Genomic DNA, 15,633 nt, shown 5'->3' with positions numbered 1-15,633 from the left:
GTCCTGCAGCGGCTGGCCCGCGAGGGGCTGACCCGGCATCGGCTGGCCGGGGACGGGCTGCTGGCCCGGCACCGCGTAGCCCGGCTCCGGGAAGCCGAGCTGCCCCGGCTCGGGGTAACCGGCGGCCTGGGGCTGGGAGTACTCGGGCTGGGGGTATTCGGTGTAGCCCTGGTCGGCGGGGAACTCGCCGGGGAAGGCGGGGACCTGCGGCACCACCTGCGGGTCGCTCCAGGCACCGCCCTGCCCGTGCCCGCTCGGCATCAGCAGGAGTTCCTCGTCCTCGGCCGGGTCGTCGACGAGGTCCTGGAAGGCGTAGCCGGCCGGGGGCATCGGCGGCAGCGGGGGCATCTGCGGGACCGGAGCGGGAACGCCCTGCTGATCCACCATGCCCGCGTTGTCCGGGTGACCCTCGCCCGGGACCTGGCCGGTGTCAGTCATGCTTACCCCTCGCCCATCGGTGTTGCCTCTTCGCCTCTTCGATCGCCCGGCGCCCTGGTGGCCCGACGAGCGGGGTCGCCGCGCGGCGCCACCTCTCGTCGGCGCCGGCACGACAACTCCTGAGCATTGTCGCGCTCGTCGGCCACCGTGTCGGCCGGAAACCGGCACGGTTCCCTGTGGACTGCGCCACGTCGCGCGTCCTGCCGGGCGGTACGACGATCGGCCAGCCTACCCCGGACTCCGTGTCAGCGGTTCACGGGGCGCTCGGCTGCCAGCAGGAACACGACGGAACGCTCCTGTTCGGCCCAGGTCCTGGTGTCGAGGCCCACGGACTGCAGGAGGGCGCATTCGACGGCGTACCCGTGCTCGGTGAGGGTGCGTCCGATGGCCTCCGCCTGGTCGCGCGTGGAGGCGTGGCTGACGATCCGTTCGGGGCGGCGGTCGGCGACGGCCGCGACGACGGCGGCGCCGCCTCCCCCGACCCGTACGACATCGGGTTCGGGCAGGTTCTCGAGCACGTGTGGAGCGCGGCCCGCCACGACCTGGATCTGGACACCGCGCCTGCGGGCGGCGGCCGTTACGCGCTCACAGGCGCGCGGGTCGGCGTCGACGGCGATGACGGCGGCGCCGAAGGCCGCGGCGTCGACGGCGAGGGCTCCGTGGCCGGTGCCGATGTCCCAGACCAGGTCGCCGGGGCGGGGGCCGAGGCGGGCGAGCTGGGCGGCGCGCAGTTGTGCCGACTCCCCCTCCCCCGCGTACGGGTCGGTGCCCGGGTGGGCCCAGCCGCGCCGGGCGGCGGGGGTCTGTGCGGGGTTCTGGCCGAGGAGCCAGGGGGTGTCGGCGGTGGCGGGGTGTCCGGTGCCGCCGATGACGATGACGACGTTGGGGTCGCGCCAGGCGTGGTCGGCGGCGGCGTCGGAGGTGAGGACGGTGACGCGTTCGCGGTCGGTGCCGAGTTCCTCGCAGATGACGAAGGTCCGGTGGACCCCTTCGAGGAGCAGGGCGAGTTCGGCGGGGCCGGCGCCGGGCGAGGTGAGGACGGCGACCTTGGTGCGGGCCCGGCAGACGTTGACGGCGCGGCGCAGGGTGCGGGGGTGGGCGACGACGACCTGGGCGTCGTCCCAGGGCATTCCGGCGCGGGCGAAGGCGGCGGCGACGGAGGAGACGGCGGGGACGACCTCGACTTCCAGGCCGTGTTCGGGGGCGCGCAGGGTGCGGACGACGCCGAAGAAGCCGGGGTCTCCGTCGGCGAGGACGACGGCGGTGCCGCGGTGGCCGGCGATGCGGCGGGCGGCGAGGCCGAGGCTGCCGAGGCGGATGCGTTCGGCGCCGGGCGGGACTTCGGGGAGCGCGAGGTGGTGGGCGGCGCCGGCCACGAGGGTGGCCGCGGAGAGCGCGGACCGGGCGGCCGCGGTCAGGGGGGAGCCGTCCCAGCCGATCACCGTGACCCGGTCGGCCATCGTCGTCAGTCTCCTGGGGTGGGGGCAGGCGAAGTTTCGTCGGGGTCGCGCACTGCCGAGACTACCTGGTCACGGGTCGGTTCCGGTCCGCGCCGGCGGCGTGGACCGGCTGGGGTGCGGGGCCGTGGGCGGCGTGGGCCGGCTGGGGGGCGTGGGCGGGCCGGTCGGTGCGGGACAGGCGGGCCTCGTGGCTGTCGTAGGTGTCGTAGGCGCCGTACACCTCGTCGAAGGCGTCGGCGTCCTCGTCGTCGAGGTCTTCGGGGACCAGGCTCCAGACGATGAGGTCGGTGCGGGTGTCCGTCCAGGTGCCGTCGGCGGCCTGGGCGCGGACGGTCCAGGCGTTGCGCAGGACGCCTTCGCTGATGCAGCCGATCTTCTGGGCGACCTGCTGGGCGGCGGTGTTGTCCGCCGCGGTGCGCATCTCGAGTCTCTCGAACTGCTGCTCGCGGAAGAGCCAGCGGGCGACGGCGAGGACGGACTCGCTGGCGTAGCCCTCGCCACGGGCCCAGGGGGCGGTGACGTAGCGGATCTCGGTGGTGCGGGTGCGCCAGTCGGTGTCGCGGAGGTGGACGGTGCCGACGAGGCGGTGGGTGAGGAACTCGCTGACGGCGAAGACGATGCCGCGGCCCTCGGTGCGTTCGGCGTGGGAGCGGTCGGTGGCCCAGGCGTGGGCGTCGGCACGGGTGTAGGGGTGCGGTACCGGGGTCCAGGCGGTGACCTGCTCGTCGTTCATCATCTCGGCGAGCGCGGTGACGTCCTCCTCCTCGAAGGGGCGCAGCACCAGCCGGTCCGTGCTGATGGTGACGTCCGGGAAGGTGGTAGTCATGCGCAGCTCCATGCCTGAGACGGACCGTTTTGGCGGGTCGTAGGCCACAGCATGCAGCATCGGCCCGGGGATGTGCAGGGCCGGGCTGCCCGGAAGCGGGCATGCCCGGGGAGGTTCCCGGGCAGCCCGCGGCCCCGCGTGCCCAGGAGGGTGCGCGGGGCCGGGGTCCGGCGTCGGCCGGGCCGTTCGTCAGGCGGCCGGAAGGTTCCTTCAGGCGGCCGGGGTGCCGAAGGCCGGGATGACCGAGCCCTGGTACTTCTCCTCGATGAACTTCTTGACCTCGTCGGAGTTCAGGAGCTTGGCGAGCTTCTGGACGCGCGGGTCGTTCTGCTTGCCGTCCTTGACCGCCAGGAAGTTGGCGTACGGGTTGCCCTCGGCCTTCTCCAGGACCAGGGCGTCCTTGGCGGGCGACAGGTTGGCCTCGAGGGCGTAGTTGCCGTTGATGACGGCGGCGTCGACGTCGTTCAGGGCGCGCGGGACCGTGGCGGCCTCCAGCTCCTTGAACTCCAGGCCCTTCTTGTCGGTGATGTCGGAGAGCTTGGCGGTGGTGCCGACGCCGTCCTTGAGGGTGATCAGCTTGTTCGCGGCGAGCAGCTGGAGCGCGCGGCCCTCGTTGGTGGTGTCGTTGGGGACGGCGATGGTCTGGCCGGCCTTGATGTCGGTGAGGGCCTTGACCTTCTTGGAGTAGAGGCCGAGGGGCTCCAGGTGCACGTTCACGACGGGCACGATGTGCGTGCCGTTCTTCTTGTTGAAGTCGTCGAGGTACGGCTTGTGCTGGAAGTAGTTGCCGTCGACCTGGCCCTGCTCGGTGGCGGTGTTGGGCAGGACGTAGTCGGTGAACTCCTTCACCTCCAGCTTGAGGCCTTCCTTGGCCGCGAGCTTGTCCTTGACGAAGTTCAGGATGTCGGCGTGCGGGCTCGGGGAGGCCGCGATGACGAGGGGCTTGCTCTCGTCGGCCTTGCCGCCGTCGGCCTTGGTGGAGGAGGGGTCCGAGGAGCTGCCGCAGGCGGTGAGGCCGAGGGCGAGCGCGGCGGAGGCGGCGGCGAAGGCGGTGAGCTTGATGTTCTTACGCACGAAGAGTGCCTTTCTTGCGGGACGGGTCCGGGGTGGGGACCCGCTGGTGGTGGCCCAGGCACGACAAGTGCGGGCTTTCTCGGGTGGGGAAACTCAGGGGCCCGGGGCGGGCTCAGGCTGTCCGGCCGCGGCGGGCGAGGACGCGCACCACGCCGTCGCCGATCAGCTGGATCACCGTGACGAGGGCGATCAGGACCACGACGGTGGCGACCATGAAGCCGGTCTCGAAGCGCTGGAAGCCGTAGGTGATGGCCTTGGAGCCGAGTCCTTCGCCGCCGACGGCGCCGGCCATGGCGGAGTAGCCGACGAGGGTGATGACGGTGGTGGTGACGGCGGCGACCAGGGAGGGCAGGGCCTGCGGGAGGAGGACCTTGCCGACGAGGGTGGGGATGCCGCCGCCCATGGACTCGACGGCCTCGATCAGGCCGTGGTCGACCTCGCGGACGGCCGTCTCGACGAGGCGCGCGAAGAAGGGGACGGCGCCGATGGCCAGCGGGACGATCATGGCGGTGGGGCCGATGAAGGTGCCGACGACGGCCGTGGTGACCGGGATCAGGGCGATCAGCAGGATGATGAACGGCAGCGAGCGGCCTATGTTCACGATCACGCCGAGGGCCTTGTTGAGCGGCTGGTTCCGCAGGAGGCCGCCCTTGTCGGTGAGGACGAGGAGGATGCCGATGGGCAGTCCGCCGAGGACGGTCACCAGGGTGGACCACAGGACCATGTAGAGGGTGTCGTAGGTGCCCTGGGTGAGCAGGGGCTGCATTTCGGACCAGGTCACTTGGCACCGTCCTTGACCAGTTCGGCCAGCTCGTCGTCGATGTCGTCCGTCCCGTCGACCACGTCGACCTGGAGGCCCTGCTCGCGCAGGAAGCCGACGGGGACCACGTTGTCCTCGTAGCGGCCGGGCAGCTCGATGCGCATGCGGCCGATCTGGCGGCCGGCGACGGTGTCCATCGCGGCTCCGAGGATCGAGATGTCGATGTTGTAGGTGCGCGCCAGCTGGGAGATGACGGGCTGGGTGGCGGCCTCGCCGTGGAAGGTGACGTCGATGACCGTGCGGTCCGCGCCGGTGGCGGTGCCGCTGACGGGGAAGAGTTCGGCGGCGAGCTCGGAGCCGGGGGTGGCGAGCAGCTCGGAGACGGTGCCGGACTCGATGATCCGGCCCTTCTTCATCAGGGCGGCGGAGTCGCAGATGCTCTTGACGACGTCCATCTCGTGCGTGATGAGCAGGACGGTGAGGCCGAGCTGCCGGTTGAGGTCGCGCAGGAGCTGGAGGATGGAGCGGGTGGTCTCGGGGTCGAGGGCGCTGGTGGCCTCGTCGGAGAGGAGCACCTTGGGGTCGCCGGCCAGGGCGCGGGCGATACCGACGCGCTGCTTCTGTCCGCCGGAGAGCTGGGTGGGGTAGGCCTTGGCCTTGTCGGCGAGGCCGACGAGGTCGAGGAGCTCCAGGGCCTTGCGGGAGCGTTCGCGGCGGTCCACGCCGAGGATCTCCAGGGGGAGCTCGATGTTGGCCTGGACGGTCCGGGAGGACAGCAGGTTGAAGTGCTGGAAGACCATGCCGATGCGGCTGCGGGCCTCGCGGAGCTCCTTGCCGGCGCGCCGGCCGCGGCCGGCGAGGGCGGTGAGCTCCACGCCGTCGACCGTGACGGTGCCGGTGGTGGGGCGTTCCAGCAGGTTCACGCAGCGGATGAGGGAGGACTTGCCGGCGCCGCTCTGGCCGATGACTCCGTAGACCTCGCCCTCGCGGACGTGGAGGTCGACGCCGTCCAGGGCGGTGACCTCGCGGCCACGGGACTGGTAGACCTTCGTGAGGCCCGATGTGGTGATCACAGGAATTCCGTCGCTGTCGAGTGCACGGCGTGCGGGACCGTGCACGGGGCAAACATCTGGGGACGCGATACGGGTCGAACCGTCACAAAGGAGGCGTGTCGACACGTGCGCGGGGCTGGAGCGGGTCCGGTCCGTGGGTCAGCGGTGACCTGGACGGTGGAGTGGCTCGCTCGTCTCGCTTCGGGGCGCGAGACCGCGGTAAGGGGCCCTCAGAAGGCGCACATTCGACACATACAACGAGCACCGGGCGTCATCGTCGCCTCGGTCGCAAGGGTGCGGCTGCTCGTCGTGGTCATGGGCCCCAGTAAAGCAGACATGGCGGTTCACCGATCAATGTTGTCCGGATAGCAGACGGATTCCGATCGCATTCCGGACGGGAACGGTCGTCTCCGGCGCTCCGTCCCGAGTTGCCCGCGAGCGCTCCCGACCAGTCACGGCACGGCCGAGGGGGCTCTGGCGACCCGGCCGGCGCGGTGCCGGGCGGGGGTGCCGGCTGTGGCCAAGGCCACCCTCGGGGGCCCGTCGGCGCCCCCTGCACGGGCGGCTCCCGGGGCCGTAATACCCTCGCAGCATGCTCGACGCCCTGACGGCCGCCCTCGGTGTGGCCGCCCTCGCCCTCGCCGCCTGGTGCGGCCACGCCGTATGGCGGGACCAGCCGACCAAGGACTGGCACTTCATCGGCATGGCCGTGGTGACCCTGCTGGCACTGGCCCAGCTGGTGGTCGGCCTGGTGCAGCTGGGCCGGGGCGAGAAGCCCGAACAGGGCACGGTGCTGTTCGTGGCCTACCTGCTGGGCGCCTTCGCGGCGGTCCCGGCCGCCGGGCTGCTCTCGCTGACCGAGCGCACCAAGTGGGGCTCGGTGACGGTGGCCGCGGGCGCGGTCGTCCTCGCCGTGCTCGAGGTGCGCCTCTACGACATCTGGGGATCCGCCGGTGCCTGACACGACGACCGCCTCGCCGGAAGCCCGCAAGCGGCTGGTCTCCGGGCCGGGGCTGCTGCTGGTGTGGCTCTACGGGGTCATGGTGGTCGGCGCGGTCTCGCGCTCCGCCTACCAGATCTCCACGGAGTTCGACCGGGCGCCGCTGGCGTACTCCCTGTCGGCGGCGGCCGCCCTGGTCTACGCGTTCATCACGTACTCGCTCGTGCGCGGCGGCGACCGGGCCCGGCGGGCGGCACTGGTGTGCTGCGGCGCCGAGCTCGCGGGCGTGCTGGCCGTCGGTACCTGGACGCTGATCCGGCCCGAGGCCTTCCCCGACGCGACCGTGTGGTCGGACTTCGGGATGGGCTACCTGTTCATCCCGGTGGTCCTTCCGGTCACCGGGATGCTCTGGCTGCGCGCCAAGCGCTAGCGGGTGTTCCCCTTCAACGGGCCGCCGGGCACTACGCGCTGACGGTGTAGTCGGCGGGGACCTCGGCGTCCTTCTCCAGGATCACCAGGTGCACGCCGTCGGAGGCGGTGCGGTTGCCCACCTTCGCGTAGCCGGCCTTGCGGTAGAGCCGCAGGTTCGACTCGCTCTTGTGACCGGTGTGCAGGCGGAAGCGGGTGGTGCCGCCGTGACCGGCGAGGGCCTCCTCGACCGCGCGCAGCAGCCGGGCGCCGAGGCCGTGGCCCTGGAGGCGGGGGTGGACGCACAGTTTGGCGATGCTGGCGGTGCCGTCCTCGCCGACGCTGCCGCGCACCGTGCCGACCACCTCGTCACCGAGCCGGGCGACCAGGACGGTGTCCGTGGCCAGCTCCTGCTTCAGGGAGTCCAGGGACTGGGTGAGCGGCTGGATGAGGTAGTTGCCGTACAGCTCGGCCTCCCGCTGGAACGCCAGGTACTGCAGCTTGAAGATCTGCTCGGCGTCTTCGGCGGCCGCCGCCGAAATGGTCACGCTCATGCCCATGTGCGCATGCCTCCCGCTCACCTGGTGGCTCTCTGGTCTACCGCTCCTTTCCCCACAGGCCAGGAGCCGCAACCTCTGCAGCGAGCATTCTGCGCAGACATCCCAGGCAACGGGAACGTACCGGCCCCAAACTTCCTTGTGAGATACCCAACTCTCCTGCGATTTCACGGTATGTGAGGTCCCGGGGCGACAGAAGTGCGGCTATCAGTTCGGGGCAGCGTCCCGGCAACCGGGCGACCGCCGATCGGAGGGCGCGGTTCTCCTCCCCGTGCAGCAGGGCGTCCTCGGGTTCGTCGGCCGTGGCCGCGGGGGCCGCCCCGTACGGGACCTCGCGCCGCGTGTGCCGGCGGGCGAGCCGGGCCTCGGCGCGCACGGCCCGCCTCAGCCAGCGGGCCCGGCCGGCCGGTGCGGGGCCGGGCGGGCCCTGTTCGAGGAGCCTCACCCAGACGGCCTGTTCGAGGTCGGCGGCGTCCACTCCGGCGGCGGGGGCCTCCGCGGCGGCTTCGGCGGAGAGCAGCGGGCGCAGCTCCTCGATCAGTTCGGGTTCGCTTCGCAGGTCCATGCCGGGCGGGACGCGGGGGCCGGGCCGGGCGGTTTCCCCGCCGGACCCGGCCCACCCGTACGTGGCCGGGGGCCTAGCGGTTGACGCCGCGTCCGGGGCGGAAGGCCTCGGCGGCGAGGAGTCCGGTGTCGGGGTTGTCGGTGAAGATGGCGTCGACGCCCAGCTCGAAGTAGCGCTTGAAGGCGCCGAAGGCGTCCCCGTAGGCGTTCGGGTCGGTGCCCTTGCGGTACTCGGCCGGCAGGAAGGTGTTCTCGTTGCGGGCCGTGTAGGGGTGCAGGACGAGGCCGCGGGCGTGGGCGTCGCGCACCAGGGTGGTGGGGGTCCCGAGCCGGCCGTCCGCGGTGCGCGGGACGATGAGGTCCAGGGTGGGGCCGATGCCCTGGGCGAAGCCGGCGATCCACTTCAGGCCCTCGGGCGTGACGAGGTCGGCGACGGTACGGGGGTCCTTGGCCGTCTCGAAGTCCCAGGGCCGGGTGTTCGCGGCGGAGAGCAGCACCACGCGCGGGGCGGACACCAGGCGGGAGAGCCGCTGGATGCTGGAGGGCTCGAAGGACTGGAGGAAGACGGCGGCATTGCGTCCGTCGCGGCCGTAGCGGCGCAGCAGGGCGGAGAGGGGCTCCTCCAGGCCGAGGCCGAGACCGCGGAAGTAGGTGGGGTGCTTGGTCTCCACGTGCAGCCAGACCCGCTTGCCGCGCCGCTTGCCCTCGCGGTCGGCCCAGCGCAGCACCTCTTCGAAGGTGGGGACGGCCCAGCGGCCGTCGTAGAGGGTGTTGCGCTGACGAATGGCCGGAATGCGCTCCTTGGCACGCAGGGTGCGCAGCTCGGCGAGGGTGAAGTCCTCGGTGAACCAGCCGGTGACGGAGACCCCGTCGACGGTCTTGGTGGTGCGCCGGCCGGTGAACTCGGGGTGGTCGGCGACGTCGGTGGTGCCGCCGATCTCGTTCTCGTGGCGGCAGACCAGGTGGCCGTCCTTGGTGGGGACGAGGTCCTGTTCGATGACGTCGGCGCCGAGGTCGAGGGCGAGTTGGTAGGAGCCCAGGGTGTGCTCGGGGCGGTAGCCGCTGGAGCCCCGGTGGCCGATGACCAGGGGGACGGGGAGGTCGCGGTAGCCGCCCTCGCCGTGCCCGGCCTCGCTCGCGGAGGCGGTGCCCGTGGCGAGCGTGCCGATTCCGGTTCCGGCCGCGAGGACCGCGGCTCCCAGGACGGTGCGCCGGGCTGTCCCACCTGGCATCATCAGGGCCACTCCTTGTTCGGAAATGATCGGTAATCGCTCGGCCTCTTTTGGAAATCGGCGAGCCGATGGTAGGCAAGGGGGATGACTGACGGATGGGATCGCGCGGAACATGGCGGAAACACACGTCAACACTGCGTATCCACCTCGTGAACCCGATGTGCGATCAGGGGTGACCCGCGAGTATCGTCCTCACCTGCACTACCGCCGTGTGGTGCGAAAACCGCTTTTCGATGCCGGAGGGCTCACGTTGTTCCGTACCGCGCTCATCAAGGCCACTGCTGGATCGGTCATCCGCCTGATGTTCCGCACCAGGGTGGAGGGGCTGGAGAACATTCCGGGCACCGGCCCCGTGATCCTGGCGGGCAATCACCTGACCTTCATCGACTCGATGATCCTGCCGATGGTGTGCGACCGCACGGTCCACTTCATCGGCAAGGACGAGTACGTGACGGGCAAGGGCCTCAAGGGCCGGCTGATGGCCTGGTTCTTCACCGGCTCCGGCATGATCCCGGTGGACCGGGACGGGGCGAACGGCGGCGTCGCCGCGCTGATGACGGGCCGCAGGATCCTGGAGGAGGGCAAGATCTTCGGGATCTACCCCGAGGGCACCCGCTCCCCCGACGGCCGGCTCTACCGCGGCCGCACCGGCATCGCCCGCCTCACCCTGATGACGGGCGCCCCGGTGATCCCGTTCGCGGTGATCGGCACGGACAAGCTCCAGCCCGGCGGCAAGGGCATGCCCCGCCCGGGCCGGGTCACCATCCGCTTCGGCGAGCCGATGGAGTTCTCCCGCTACGAGGGCATGGACCGCGACCGCTACGTGCTGCGCGCCGTCACCGACTCGGTGATGGCCGAGGTCATGCGCCTGTCGGGCCAGGAGTACGTGGACATGTACGCGACCAAGGCGAAGGCGGCCTGAGCCCCCTTCCCGCAGGCGCTACTGGCGCTGCAGTGACCGGCTGACGCCCGCCGCCGTCGTGGTGGCGAGGATCCAGCCGGTCACGATCAGCAGGTACGACAGCCACTGGTACCAGCCGCTCGGCGCGAAGGCCTCCTCCTGGCCGAATCCGATGATCGGCAGCAGCAGGTCGATCGTGTAGAAGACCGGATTGAAGTCGGGGGCCTCCCCCGGCTTCAGCGGCCTCGGGTGGTGCAGCCCGTACGCGATCCAGCCGGTCAGGACCAGCAGCAGGAGCCAGCCCGCCGCGCGCAGCGGCCGGAAGCCGTAGCCGACGGTGACGTCCTGCAGGAGGCCCCACAGGCGCGTGTGGTGCGGCTGGGTGCGGCGGTGGCGGCGCAGCTTGGCGAGCTGGACGTCGCGGGCGGCGCTCTCGTCGCCGACGGTGCGGTAGGCGGCGGCGAGCTGCTCGTAGACGTACGGGAGGTAGCCGGACTCCTCCCGCTCCAGCAGCGGCAGCCGTTCCTCCGCGGGCAGGTGCGGGTGCAGCACCCGGTAGGTGAGCCCGTCGGTGCGGACCACGGGCGGCCAGGTGTCCGGTTCTGCGTAGAGCATGTCCAGCTGGCTGCGGCGCAGGTTGACGATGCCGTCGATGCGCGGGCACTCGCGCAGCCACAGCTCGCCGATCGTGCAGCTGGAGGCGCGCAGGGCGGTCTCGCCGGGGGCGCTCAGCCGGGCGCGGGAGAAGTAGGCCTGGCCCGGTATACGGGCGCCGGTGAGGTTGACCATCCCGTCGGCTTCGAGACGGCTGGCCCGCAGGTCGGTTCCGACGGACAGGGTCTCGGCGTGCAGGGCTATCCCGCCCGGGGCGTTCAGACGGGCGTGGTCGAGGTTGATCTGACCGGCGACGGTGGTGCCGTTCATGCGGGTCTGGCCGTGGACGGTGAGTTCCATGGCGATGATGTCGGTGCCGATGTCGGCGTGGTTGATCTGGAGCGGCGGCTCCGGGGTCTCCTGGGGGGCCTCCTCGCCGGTGGCCGGGGTGCCGATGACCGCCCGGCGCAGGAAGAGGCCGCCGGCTATCCGGGCCCCGGCGAGCCGGACGGGCCCGGTGACGCGGCAGCAGGACAGCCTCAGGTCGATGTCGACGGTGACGGTGGAGGCGGTGAGTCCGGGCAGCGTCGAGTCGTTCAGGACCAGGGCGCGCAGCCGGGCCCCGTAGAGCTGGGGTTTGCGCTCGAACCAGCAACTGCGCAGCCGGATCGGGTGGTCGACGACGGCGTACTTGAGGTTCAGCTTGCCGGTGATCCGGGCGCCCCTGACGTTGAGCTCGGCGACCTGTCCCGCGGGGGAAGGGCCGCTCAGCAGGAGGGCGGCGAGCACGTCGGCCCGTACGGTCCGCTCCGGCCCCCAGTCGTGACCGCCCGAGGCGTCCTCGTCGGGGCTCTCGCGGAAGTCGACGCCTTCGCCGCGCGGGAAGGCCTCCCATATGCGGCGTTCGGCGGGGGTCAGGTCGGTGATCTCCATCGCCGGGATGGTGTCCCGCGCCCCGACGGGCTGTCAACTGCGCACGGGACACCACCCCCTGGCGCCGCGTCAGTGCTCGACGCCGTCCTGGAGCTCCTGCCCCTTCAGCAGGAACCAGGCAGCCACCGCGGTGGCGAGCAGGACGGCCGCGCCGACGCCGGAGGCGACCCGCAGTCCGTCCACGAAGGCCTCCTGGGCCGCGCCGACCATGGTCTGGGCGGTCTGCGGGTCCAGGACCCGGGCGGCTTCGACGGCTCCGCCGAGCGACTCGTGGGCCGCGTCGGCCACCGGGGCGGGGACCGACGCCGGGGCGGTGAAGCCCTGGTAGACGCCGGTGACGATGGAGCCGAGGAGGGCGATGCCGAGGGCGGCGCCCAGCTCGTAGGCGGTCTCGGAGACGGCCGAGGCCGAGCCGGCCTGCTCCTTGGGCACGCTGGAGAGGATCACGTCGGCGGTGACGGTGAAGGAGAAGCCGGCGCCGAGGCCGACGCCGAGCAGGGCCGCGCCGAGCAGCGGGTAGCCGCTGTCGGGGTGGATCAGGGTGAGGGCGGCCAGGGCCACGCCGATGGCGGCCAGACCGCCGGCCACGATGACCCGCACCGAGTACCGGCGGGCGTACCGGCCGGCGACCAGGCCGGTGACGACCGCGCCGACGGCGGCGGGCAGTTCGGCCAGGCCCGCCTCCAGGGGGTCGCGGCCCTGGACCAGCTGGAGGAACTGGGAGAGGAAGAAGACCAGGCCGGAGAGGCCGAAGACGGTCAGCAGGTCGGCGAGGACCGCGCCGGAGAAGCCGCGGTGCCTGAAGAGCCGCATGTCGAGCAGCGGCGAGGCCAGGGTGTACTGGCGGCGCACGAAGGCGTACAGGCAGCCCGCGCCGATGCCTGCGGCGGCGGCGACGCCCCAGGTCAGGCCGTGGGTGGCGACTTCCTTGACGGCGTAGACCACGCCGATGACGCCGACCAGCGAGAGGGCCACGCTGAGCAGGTCCCAGGGGCCGGAGACCGGGTTCTTGGACTCGGGGAGCAGCTTGACGCCGACGATGACCAGGACGGCCATCACGGGCAGGTTGATGAGGAAGACCGAGCCCCACCAGAAGTGCTGGAGCAGGGCCCCGCCGACGACCGGTCCGACGGCCGCGCCGGCGGAGGCGGTGGCGCCCCAGATGCCGATGGCGAGGCTGCGTTCCTTGGGGTCGTGGAAGATGTTGCGGATCAGCGCGAGGGTGGACGGCATCAGGGTGGCGCCGGCGACGCCGAGCAGCGCGCGGGCCACGATCATCATCTCGGGGCTGTTGGCGTAGGCGTTCAGGACGGAGACGGCCCCGAAGGCGGTGGCGCCGAGGAGCAGGAGCTTCTTCCGGCCGATGCGGTCGCCGAGGGAGCCCATGGAGACGAGCAGGCCGGCGATGACGAAGGAGTAGATGTCGCCGATCCACAGCAGCTGGGTGCCGGACGGCTTGAGGTCCTCGCTGAGGGAGGGGGTGGCGAGGCCGAGGACGGTGGCGTCGACCGCGACCAGCAGTACGGCCAGGACGAGCACGGAGAGGGCCAGCCAGCGTCCGCGGCTCCTCCCCTCCGCCCCGGTCCGCCGGTTCAGCTGTTCGGTTCTGGTCATCACTCCACACTCCGTTTAGCGCCACCGAGCAGCAGCTCGGTGATCATGTACTGGAAGTCCTTGGCCGCGACCCGGCCGTCCATGACGGCCCAGGCGCAGGTGGCGACGAGGCCGTAGAGGGCCTCGGTGAGCCAGGCGGCGCTCAGGTCGATCCGGATGTCGCCCTCCCGCTGGCCGCGCCGGAAGAGTTCGCCGACGCGGGCGTCGAGGCGGGCCCAGCCCTCGTTGACCTGGTCGCCCTCGAAGAGCTGGTTCTCGGTGACGAGGAAGGCCAACAGCTGCGCGTCGGGCTCGGTCTCGGCGACCAGGCGGCGCAGCGCCTCCACCGCGGTGCCCTCGTCCAGGCGGGCCCGGTCGAAGGCGAGCTCGAAGCAGCGGATGCCGAGGTCTTCGAGGGCCCGTACGAGGGCGTCGCGCCCGGCGAAGTGCCGGTGGAGGGTCGCCCGGCCGATTCCGGCGGCGCGGGCCACCTCGTCCATCGTCGCGGTCGATTTGCGGGAGAGCAGGGCCGCCGCGTCGCGGAGCACCTGGTCACGATCCATGGCCATGAGACAACCATACCTCAAATGAGACAGCCATGTCTCATTCAAAGAAAAAGCAGCTGCCCGGAGGGCGGCCGGAAAGGAAGTGTGTGCGCATGAAGCCACTGCTGCTGATCGACGTCGACGGCCCCCTGAACCCGTACGCGGCCAAGGCCCAGCGCCGCCCCGAGGGCTACACCACCCACCGCATGCGGCCCACGGGCTTCACGGAGGGCAGGCCGCTGCGGGTCTGGCTCCACCCCGGCCACGGGGCCGAGCTGCTCGCACTGGCGGACTCGTACGAGCTCGTCTGGGCCACCACCTGGAAGGACGAGGCCAACGACTGGATAGGCCCGCGGCTCGGCCTGCCGCGGCTGCCGTTCATCGACTGGCCGGTGATGCACGGCCGGGCGCCGCGCGGCACGTTCTGGAAGACGCAGTACGTCCTGGAGTACGCGGGCGCGCGGCCCTTCGCCTGGATCGACGACGACATCACGGCCCTGGACCGCGAGTACGTCGACCAGCGCCATCCCGCGCACGCGCTGCTCATGCACGTGGACGAACGCATCGGCCTGACCCGGCCGGACTTCGACGCGCTGGCGCAATGGGCGGCGCGGGTCGTCTGCTGACATCCGGACACGCCGGAGGGGCGGTACGGGCCCGTGCGGGTCCGTACCGCCCCTCCGGGCGTTTCGGCGGCTACTGCTTGTGCGTCGCCCAGGCGTGCTGGATGACCAGGTCGGCCTTCAGCTCGGTGAGCTGGACCGCCACCGCCGAGGGGGCGGTGCCGCCGCGGCCGTTGCGGGAGGCCAGGGCGCCGGGGACGTTGAGGACGGTGCGGACCTCGGGGGTCAGGTGCTCCGAGATCTTCGCGAACTGGGCGTCGGTGAGCTCGTCGAGCTCGATGCCCTCGGCCTCGCAGACCTTGACGCACTCGCCGGCCACCTCGTGCGCCACACGGAAGGGCACGCCCTGCTTGACCAGCCACTCCGCGATGTCGGTCGCCAGGGAGAAGCCGGCCGGGGCCAGTTCCTCCATGCGCTCCCGGTTGACCGTGAGGGTGGCCATCATCCCGGTGAACGCGGGCAGCAGCACCTCCAGGGTGTCGCAGGAGTCGAAGACGGGCTCCTTGTCCTCCTGGAGGTCGCGGTTGTAGGCCAGCGGCAGCGCCTTGAGCGTGGCCAGCAGGCCCGTCAGGTTGCCGATGAGGCGGCCCGACTTGCCGCGCGCCAGCTCCGCGATGTCCGGGTTCTTCTTCTGCGGCATGATCGAGGAGCCGGTGGAGAAGGCGTCGTGGAGGGTGACGAAGGAGAACTCCTTCGTGTTCCACAGGATGATCTCCTCGGCGATCCGGGAGAGGTTGATCCCGATCATCGCGGTGACGAACGCGAACTCGGCGACGAAGTCGCGCGAGGCGGTGCCGTCGATCGAGTTGCCCACCGAGCCGCGCTCGAAGCCCAGGTCCGCGGCGACCGCCTCCGGGTCCAGGCCGAGGGAGGAGCCGGCCAGGGCGCCCGAGCCGTACGGGGAGACGGCCGTGCGGGTGTCCCACTGCCGCAGCCGCTCGGCGTCCCGGGACAGGGACTGCACGTGCGCGAGGACGTGGTGGGCGAAGAGGACGGGCTGGGCGTGCTGGAGGTGGGTGCGGCCCGGCATCGCCACGTCCGGGTGCGCCTCGGCCAGGCCGACCAGGGCGTCCTGGAGGTCGGCGACCAGGCCGCCGATGATCCGCGCGTGGTCGCGCAGGTACATCCGGAAG

At 71.7% G+C, this 15,633-nt stretch carries 15 protein-coding genes and 2 pseudogenes; 4 read left to right on the top strand and 13 right to left on the bottom strand.

Features of this window, described 5'->3' with window-relative positions; genetic code table 11:
- The 6 genes and pseudogenes from VR44_RS15465 to VR44_RS15440 all read right to left on the bottom strand — a co-directional run.
- A pseudogene (locus VR44_RS15465) lies at nucleotides 1–438 on the bottom strand (hypothetical protein); the annotation flags it as partial.
- 245 nt (nucleotides 439–683) lie between these two features.
- Nucleotides 684–1,898 carry a precorrin-6y C5,15-methyltransferase (decarboxylating) subunit CbiE gene (gene cbiE / locus VR44_RS15460; RefSeq protein WP_045948063.1) on the bottom strand — a complete coding sequence of 405 codons (1,215 nt, stop codon included), beginning with the start codon at nucleotides 1,896–1,898 and terminating at the stop codon, nucleotides 684–686.
- A gap of 247 nt (nucleotides 1,899–2,145) precedes the next feature.
- Nucleotides 2,146–2,724 (bottom strand): annotated as a pseudogene (locus VR44_RS15455) (GNAT family N-acetyltransferase); the annotation flags it as partial.
- Nucleotides 2,725–2,934: 210 nt separating this feature from the next.
- Entirely contained in the window at nucleotides 2,935–3,798 is an 864-nt protein-coding gene (locus VR44_RS15450) for a MetQ/NlpA family ABC transporter substrate-binding protein (protein ID WP_045948061.1), read from the bottom strand.
- 112 nt (nucleotides 3,799–3,910) lie between these two features.
- Nucleotides 3,911–4,579: a methionine ABC transporter permease gene (locus VR44_RS15445; RefSeq protein ID WP_045948060.1), complete on the bottom strand. Its 669-nt coding sequence runs from the start codon at nucleotides 4,577–4,579 to the stop codon at nucleotides 3,911–3,913.
- Nucleotides 4,576–5,631, bottom strand: a complete 1,056-nt coding sequence (locus VR44_RS15440; RefSeq protein ID WP_045948059.1) for a methionine ABC transporter ATP-binding protein — start codon at nucleotides 5,629–5,631, stop codon at nucleotides 4,576–4,578. Before VR44_RS15440 ends, VR44_RS15445 begins: the two co-directional genes overlap by 4 nt.
- A 571-nt stretch (nucleotides 5,632–6,202) precedes the next feature.
- Between VR44_RS15440 and VR44_RS15435 the strand changes: the two genes are divergently transcribed.
- Both VR44_RS15435 and VR44_RS15430 read left to right on the top strand, forming a co-directional pair.
- Nucleotides 6,203–6,571, top strand: a complete 369-nt coding sequence (locus VR44_RS15435) for a hypothetical protein (protein ID WP_045948058.1) — start codon at nucleotides 6,203–6,205, stop codon at nucleotides 6,569–6,571.
- Nucleotides 6,564–6,980, top strand: coding sequence for a hypothetical protein (locus tag VR44_RS15430; protein WP_045948057.1), 417 nt, complete (start codon nucleotides 6,564–6,566; stop codon nucleotides 6,978–6,980). Before VR44_RS15435 ends, VR44_RS15430 begins: the two co-directional genes overlap by 8 nt.
- A gap of 31 nt (nucleotides 6,981–7,011) precedes the next feature.
- Here VR44_RS15430 and VR44_RS15425 read toward each other — a convergent pair whose 3' ends face one another.
- From VR44_RS15425 to VR44_RS15415, 3 genes are all read right to left on the bottom strand, one after another.
- Nucleotides 7,012–7,518 (bottom strand): GNAT family N-acetyltransferase, encoded by a 507-nt coding sequence (locus VR44_RS15425; RefSeq protein ID WP_045948056.1) that lies wholly within the window; start codon nucleotides 7,516–7,518, stop codon nucleotides 7,012–7,014.
- 37 nt (nucleotides 7,519–7,555) lie between these two features.
- Nucleotides 7,556–8,080: a sigma-70 family RNA polymerase sigma factor gene (locus VR44_RS15420; RefSeq protein WP_045948055.1), complete on the bottom strand. Its 525-nt coding sequence runs from the start codon at nucleotides 8,078–8,080 to the stop codon at nucleotides 7,556–7,558.
- 73 nt (nucleotides 8,081–8,153) lie between these two features.
- Nucleotides 8,154–9,314: a glycerophosphodiester phosphodiesterase gene (locus VR44_RS15415; protein WP_094191672.1), complete on the bottom strand. Its 1,161-nt coding sequence runs from the start codon at nucleotides 9,312–9,314 to the stop codon at nucleotides 8,154–8,156.
- Nucleotides 9,315–9,612: 298 nt separating this feature from the next.
- Between VR44_RS15415 and VR44_RS15410 the strand changes: the two genes are divergently transcribed.
- Nucleotides 9,613–10,233, top strand: coding sequence for a lysophospholipid acyltransferase family protein (locus VR44_RS15410; protein WP_045948065.1), 621 nt, complete (start codon nucleotides 9,613–9,615; stop codon nucleotides 10,231–10,233).
- Nucleotides 10,234–10,251: 18 nt separating this feature from the next.
- Here VR44_RS15410 and VR44_RS15405 read toward each other — a convergent pair whose 3' ends face one another.
- The 3 genes from VR44_RS15405 to VR44_RS15395 all read right to left on the bottom strand — a co-directional run bounded on the left by VR44_RS15405 (nucleotide 10,252) and on the right by VR44_RS15395 (nucleotide 13,901).
- Complete coding sequence (locus VR44_RS15405; protein WP_045948054.1) at nucleotides 10,252–11,739, bottom strand: hypothetical protein; 1,488 nt, start codon at nucleotides 11,737–11,739, stop codon at nucleotides 10,252–10,254.
- Nucleotides 11,740–11,808: 69 nt separating this feature from the next.
- Entirely contained in the window at nucleotides 11,809–13,353 is a 1,545-nt protein-coding gene (locus VR44_RS15400) for an MFS transporter (protein WP_045948053.1), read from the bottom strand.
- Complete coding sequence (locus tag VR44_RS15395) at nucleotides 13,353–13,901, bottom strand: TetR/AcrR family transcriptional regulator (protein WP_045948052.1); 549 nt, start codon at nucleotides 13,899–13,901, stop codon at nucleotides 13,353–13,355. The genes VR44_RS15400 and VR44_RS15395 overlap by 1 nt, the downstream gene beginning before the upstream one ends.
- An 89-nt stretch (nucleotides 13,902–13,990) precedes the next feature.
- Here VR44_RS15395 and VR44_RS15390 point away from each other — a divergent pair, with 89 nt between their 5' ends.
- A complete protein-coding gene (locus VR44_RS15390; protein WP_045948051.1) occupies nucleotides 13,991–14,503 on the top strand; it encodes an HAD domain-containing protein in 513 nt (170 codons plus the stop codon).
- A 70-nt stretch (nucleotides 14,504–14,573) separates the two neighbouring features.
- On the opposite strand, the gene argH is transcribed toward VR44_RS15390, so the two are convergent.
- Nucleotides 14,574–15,633: argininosuccinate lyase (gene argH, locus VR44_RS15385; RefSeq protein WP_045948050.1), on the bottom strand; the 1,060-nt coding region annotated here is incomplete at its 5' end.

Source organism: Streptomyces katrae, assembly GCF_000966975.1.
In the GTDB taxonomy this organism is placed as follows: Bacteria; Actinomycetota; Actinomycetes; order Streptomycetales; family Streptomycetaceae; genus Streptomyces; species Streptomyces katrae.
The sequence above is the reverse complement of the archived record's forward strand: the minus strand, read 5'-3'. Positions and strand labels throughout refer to the sequence as shown.

Coding starts and splice junctions, on each gene's coding strand:
- VR44_RS15410 (WP_045948065.1), top strand. CDS start 9,613: ATGTTCCGCACCAGGGTGGAGGGGCTGGAGAACATTCCGGGCACCGGC.
- VR44_RS15425 (WP_045948056.1), bottom strand. CDS start 7,518: ATGGGCATGAGCGTGACCATTTCGGCGGCGGCCGCCGAAGACGCCGAG.
- VR44_RS15435 (WP_045948058.1), top strand. CDS start 6,203: ATGCTCGACGCCCTGACGGCCGCCCTCGGTGTGGCCGCCCTCGCCCTC.
- VR44_RS15405 (WP_045948054.1), bottom strand. CDS start 11,739: ATGGAGATCACCGACCTGACCCCCGCCGAACGCCGCATATGGGAGGCC.
- cbiE (WP_045948063.1), bottom strand. CDS start 1,898: ATGGCCGACCGGGTCACGGTGATCGGCTGGGACGGCTCCCCCCTGACC.
- VR44_RS15400 (WP_045948053.1), bottom strand. CDS start 13,353: ATGACCAGAACCGAACAGCTGAACCGGCGGACCGGGGCGGAGGGGAGG.
- VR44_RS15395 (WP_045948052.1), bottom strand. CDS start 13,901: ATGGCCATGGATCGTGACCAGGTGCTCCGCGACGCGGCGGCCCTGCTC.
- VR44_RS15390 (WP_045948051.1), top strand. CDS start 13,991: ATGAAGCCACTGCTGCTGATCGACGTCGACGGCCCCCTGAACCCGTAC.
- VR44_RS15415 (WP_094191672.1), bottom strand. CDS start 9,314: ATGATGCCAGGTGGGACAGCCCGGCGCACCGTCCTGGGAGCCGCGGTC.
- VR44_RS15420 (WP_045948055.1), bottom strand. CDS start 8,080: ATGGACCTGCGAAGCGAACCCGAACTGATCGAGGAGCTGCGCCCGCTG.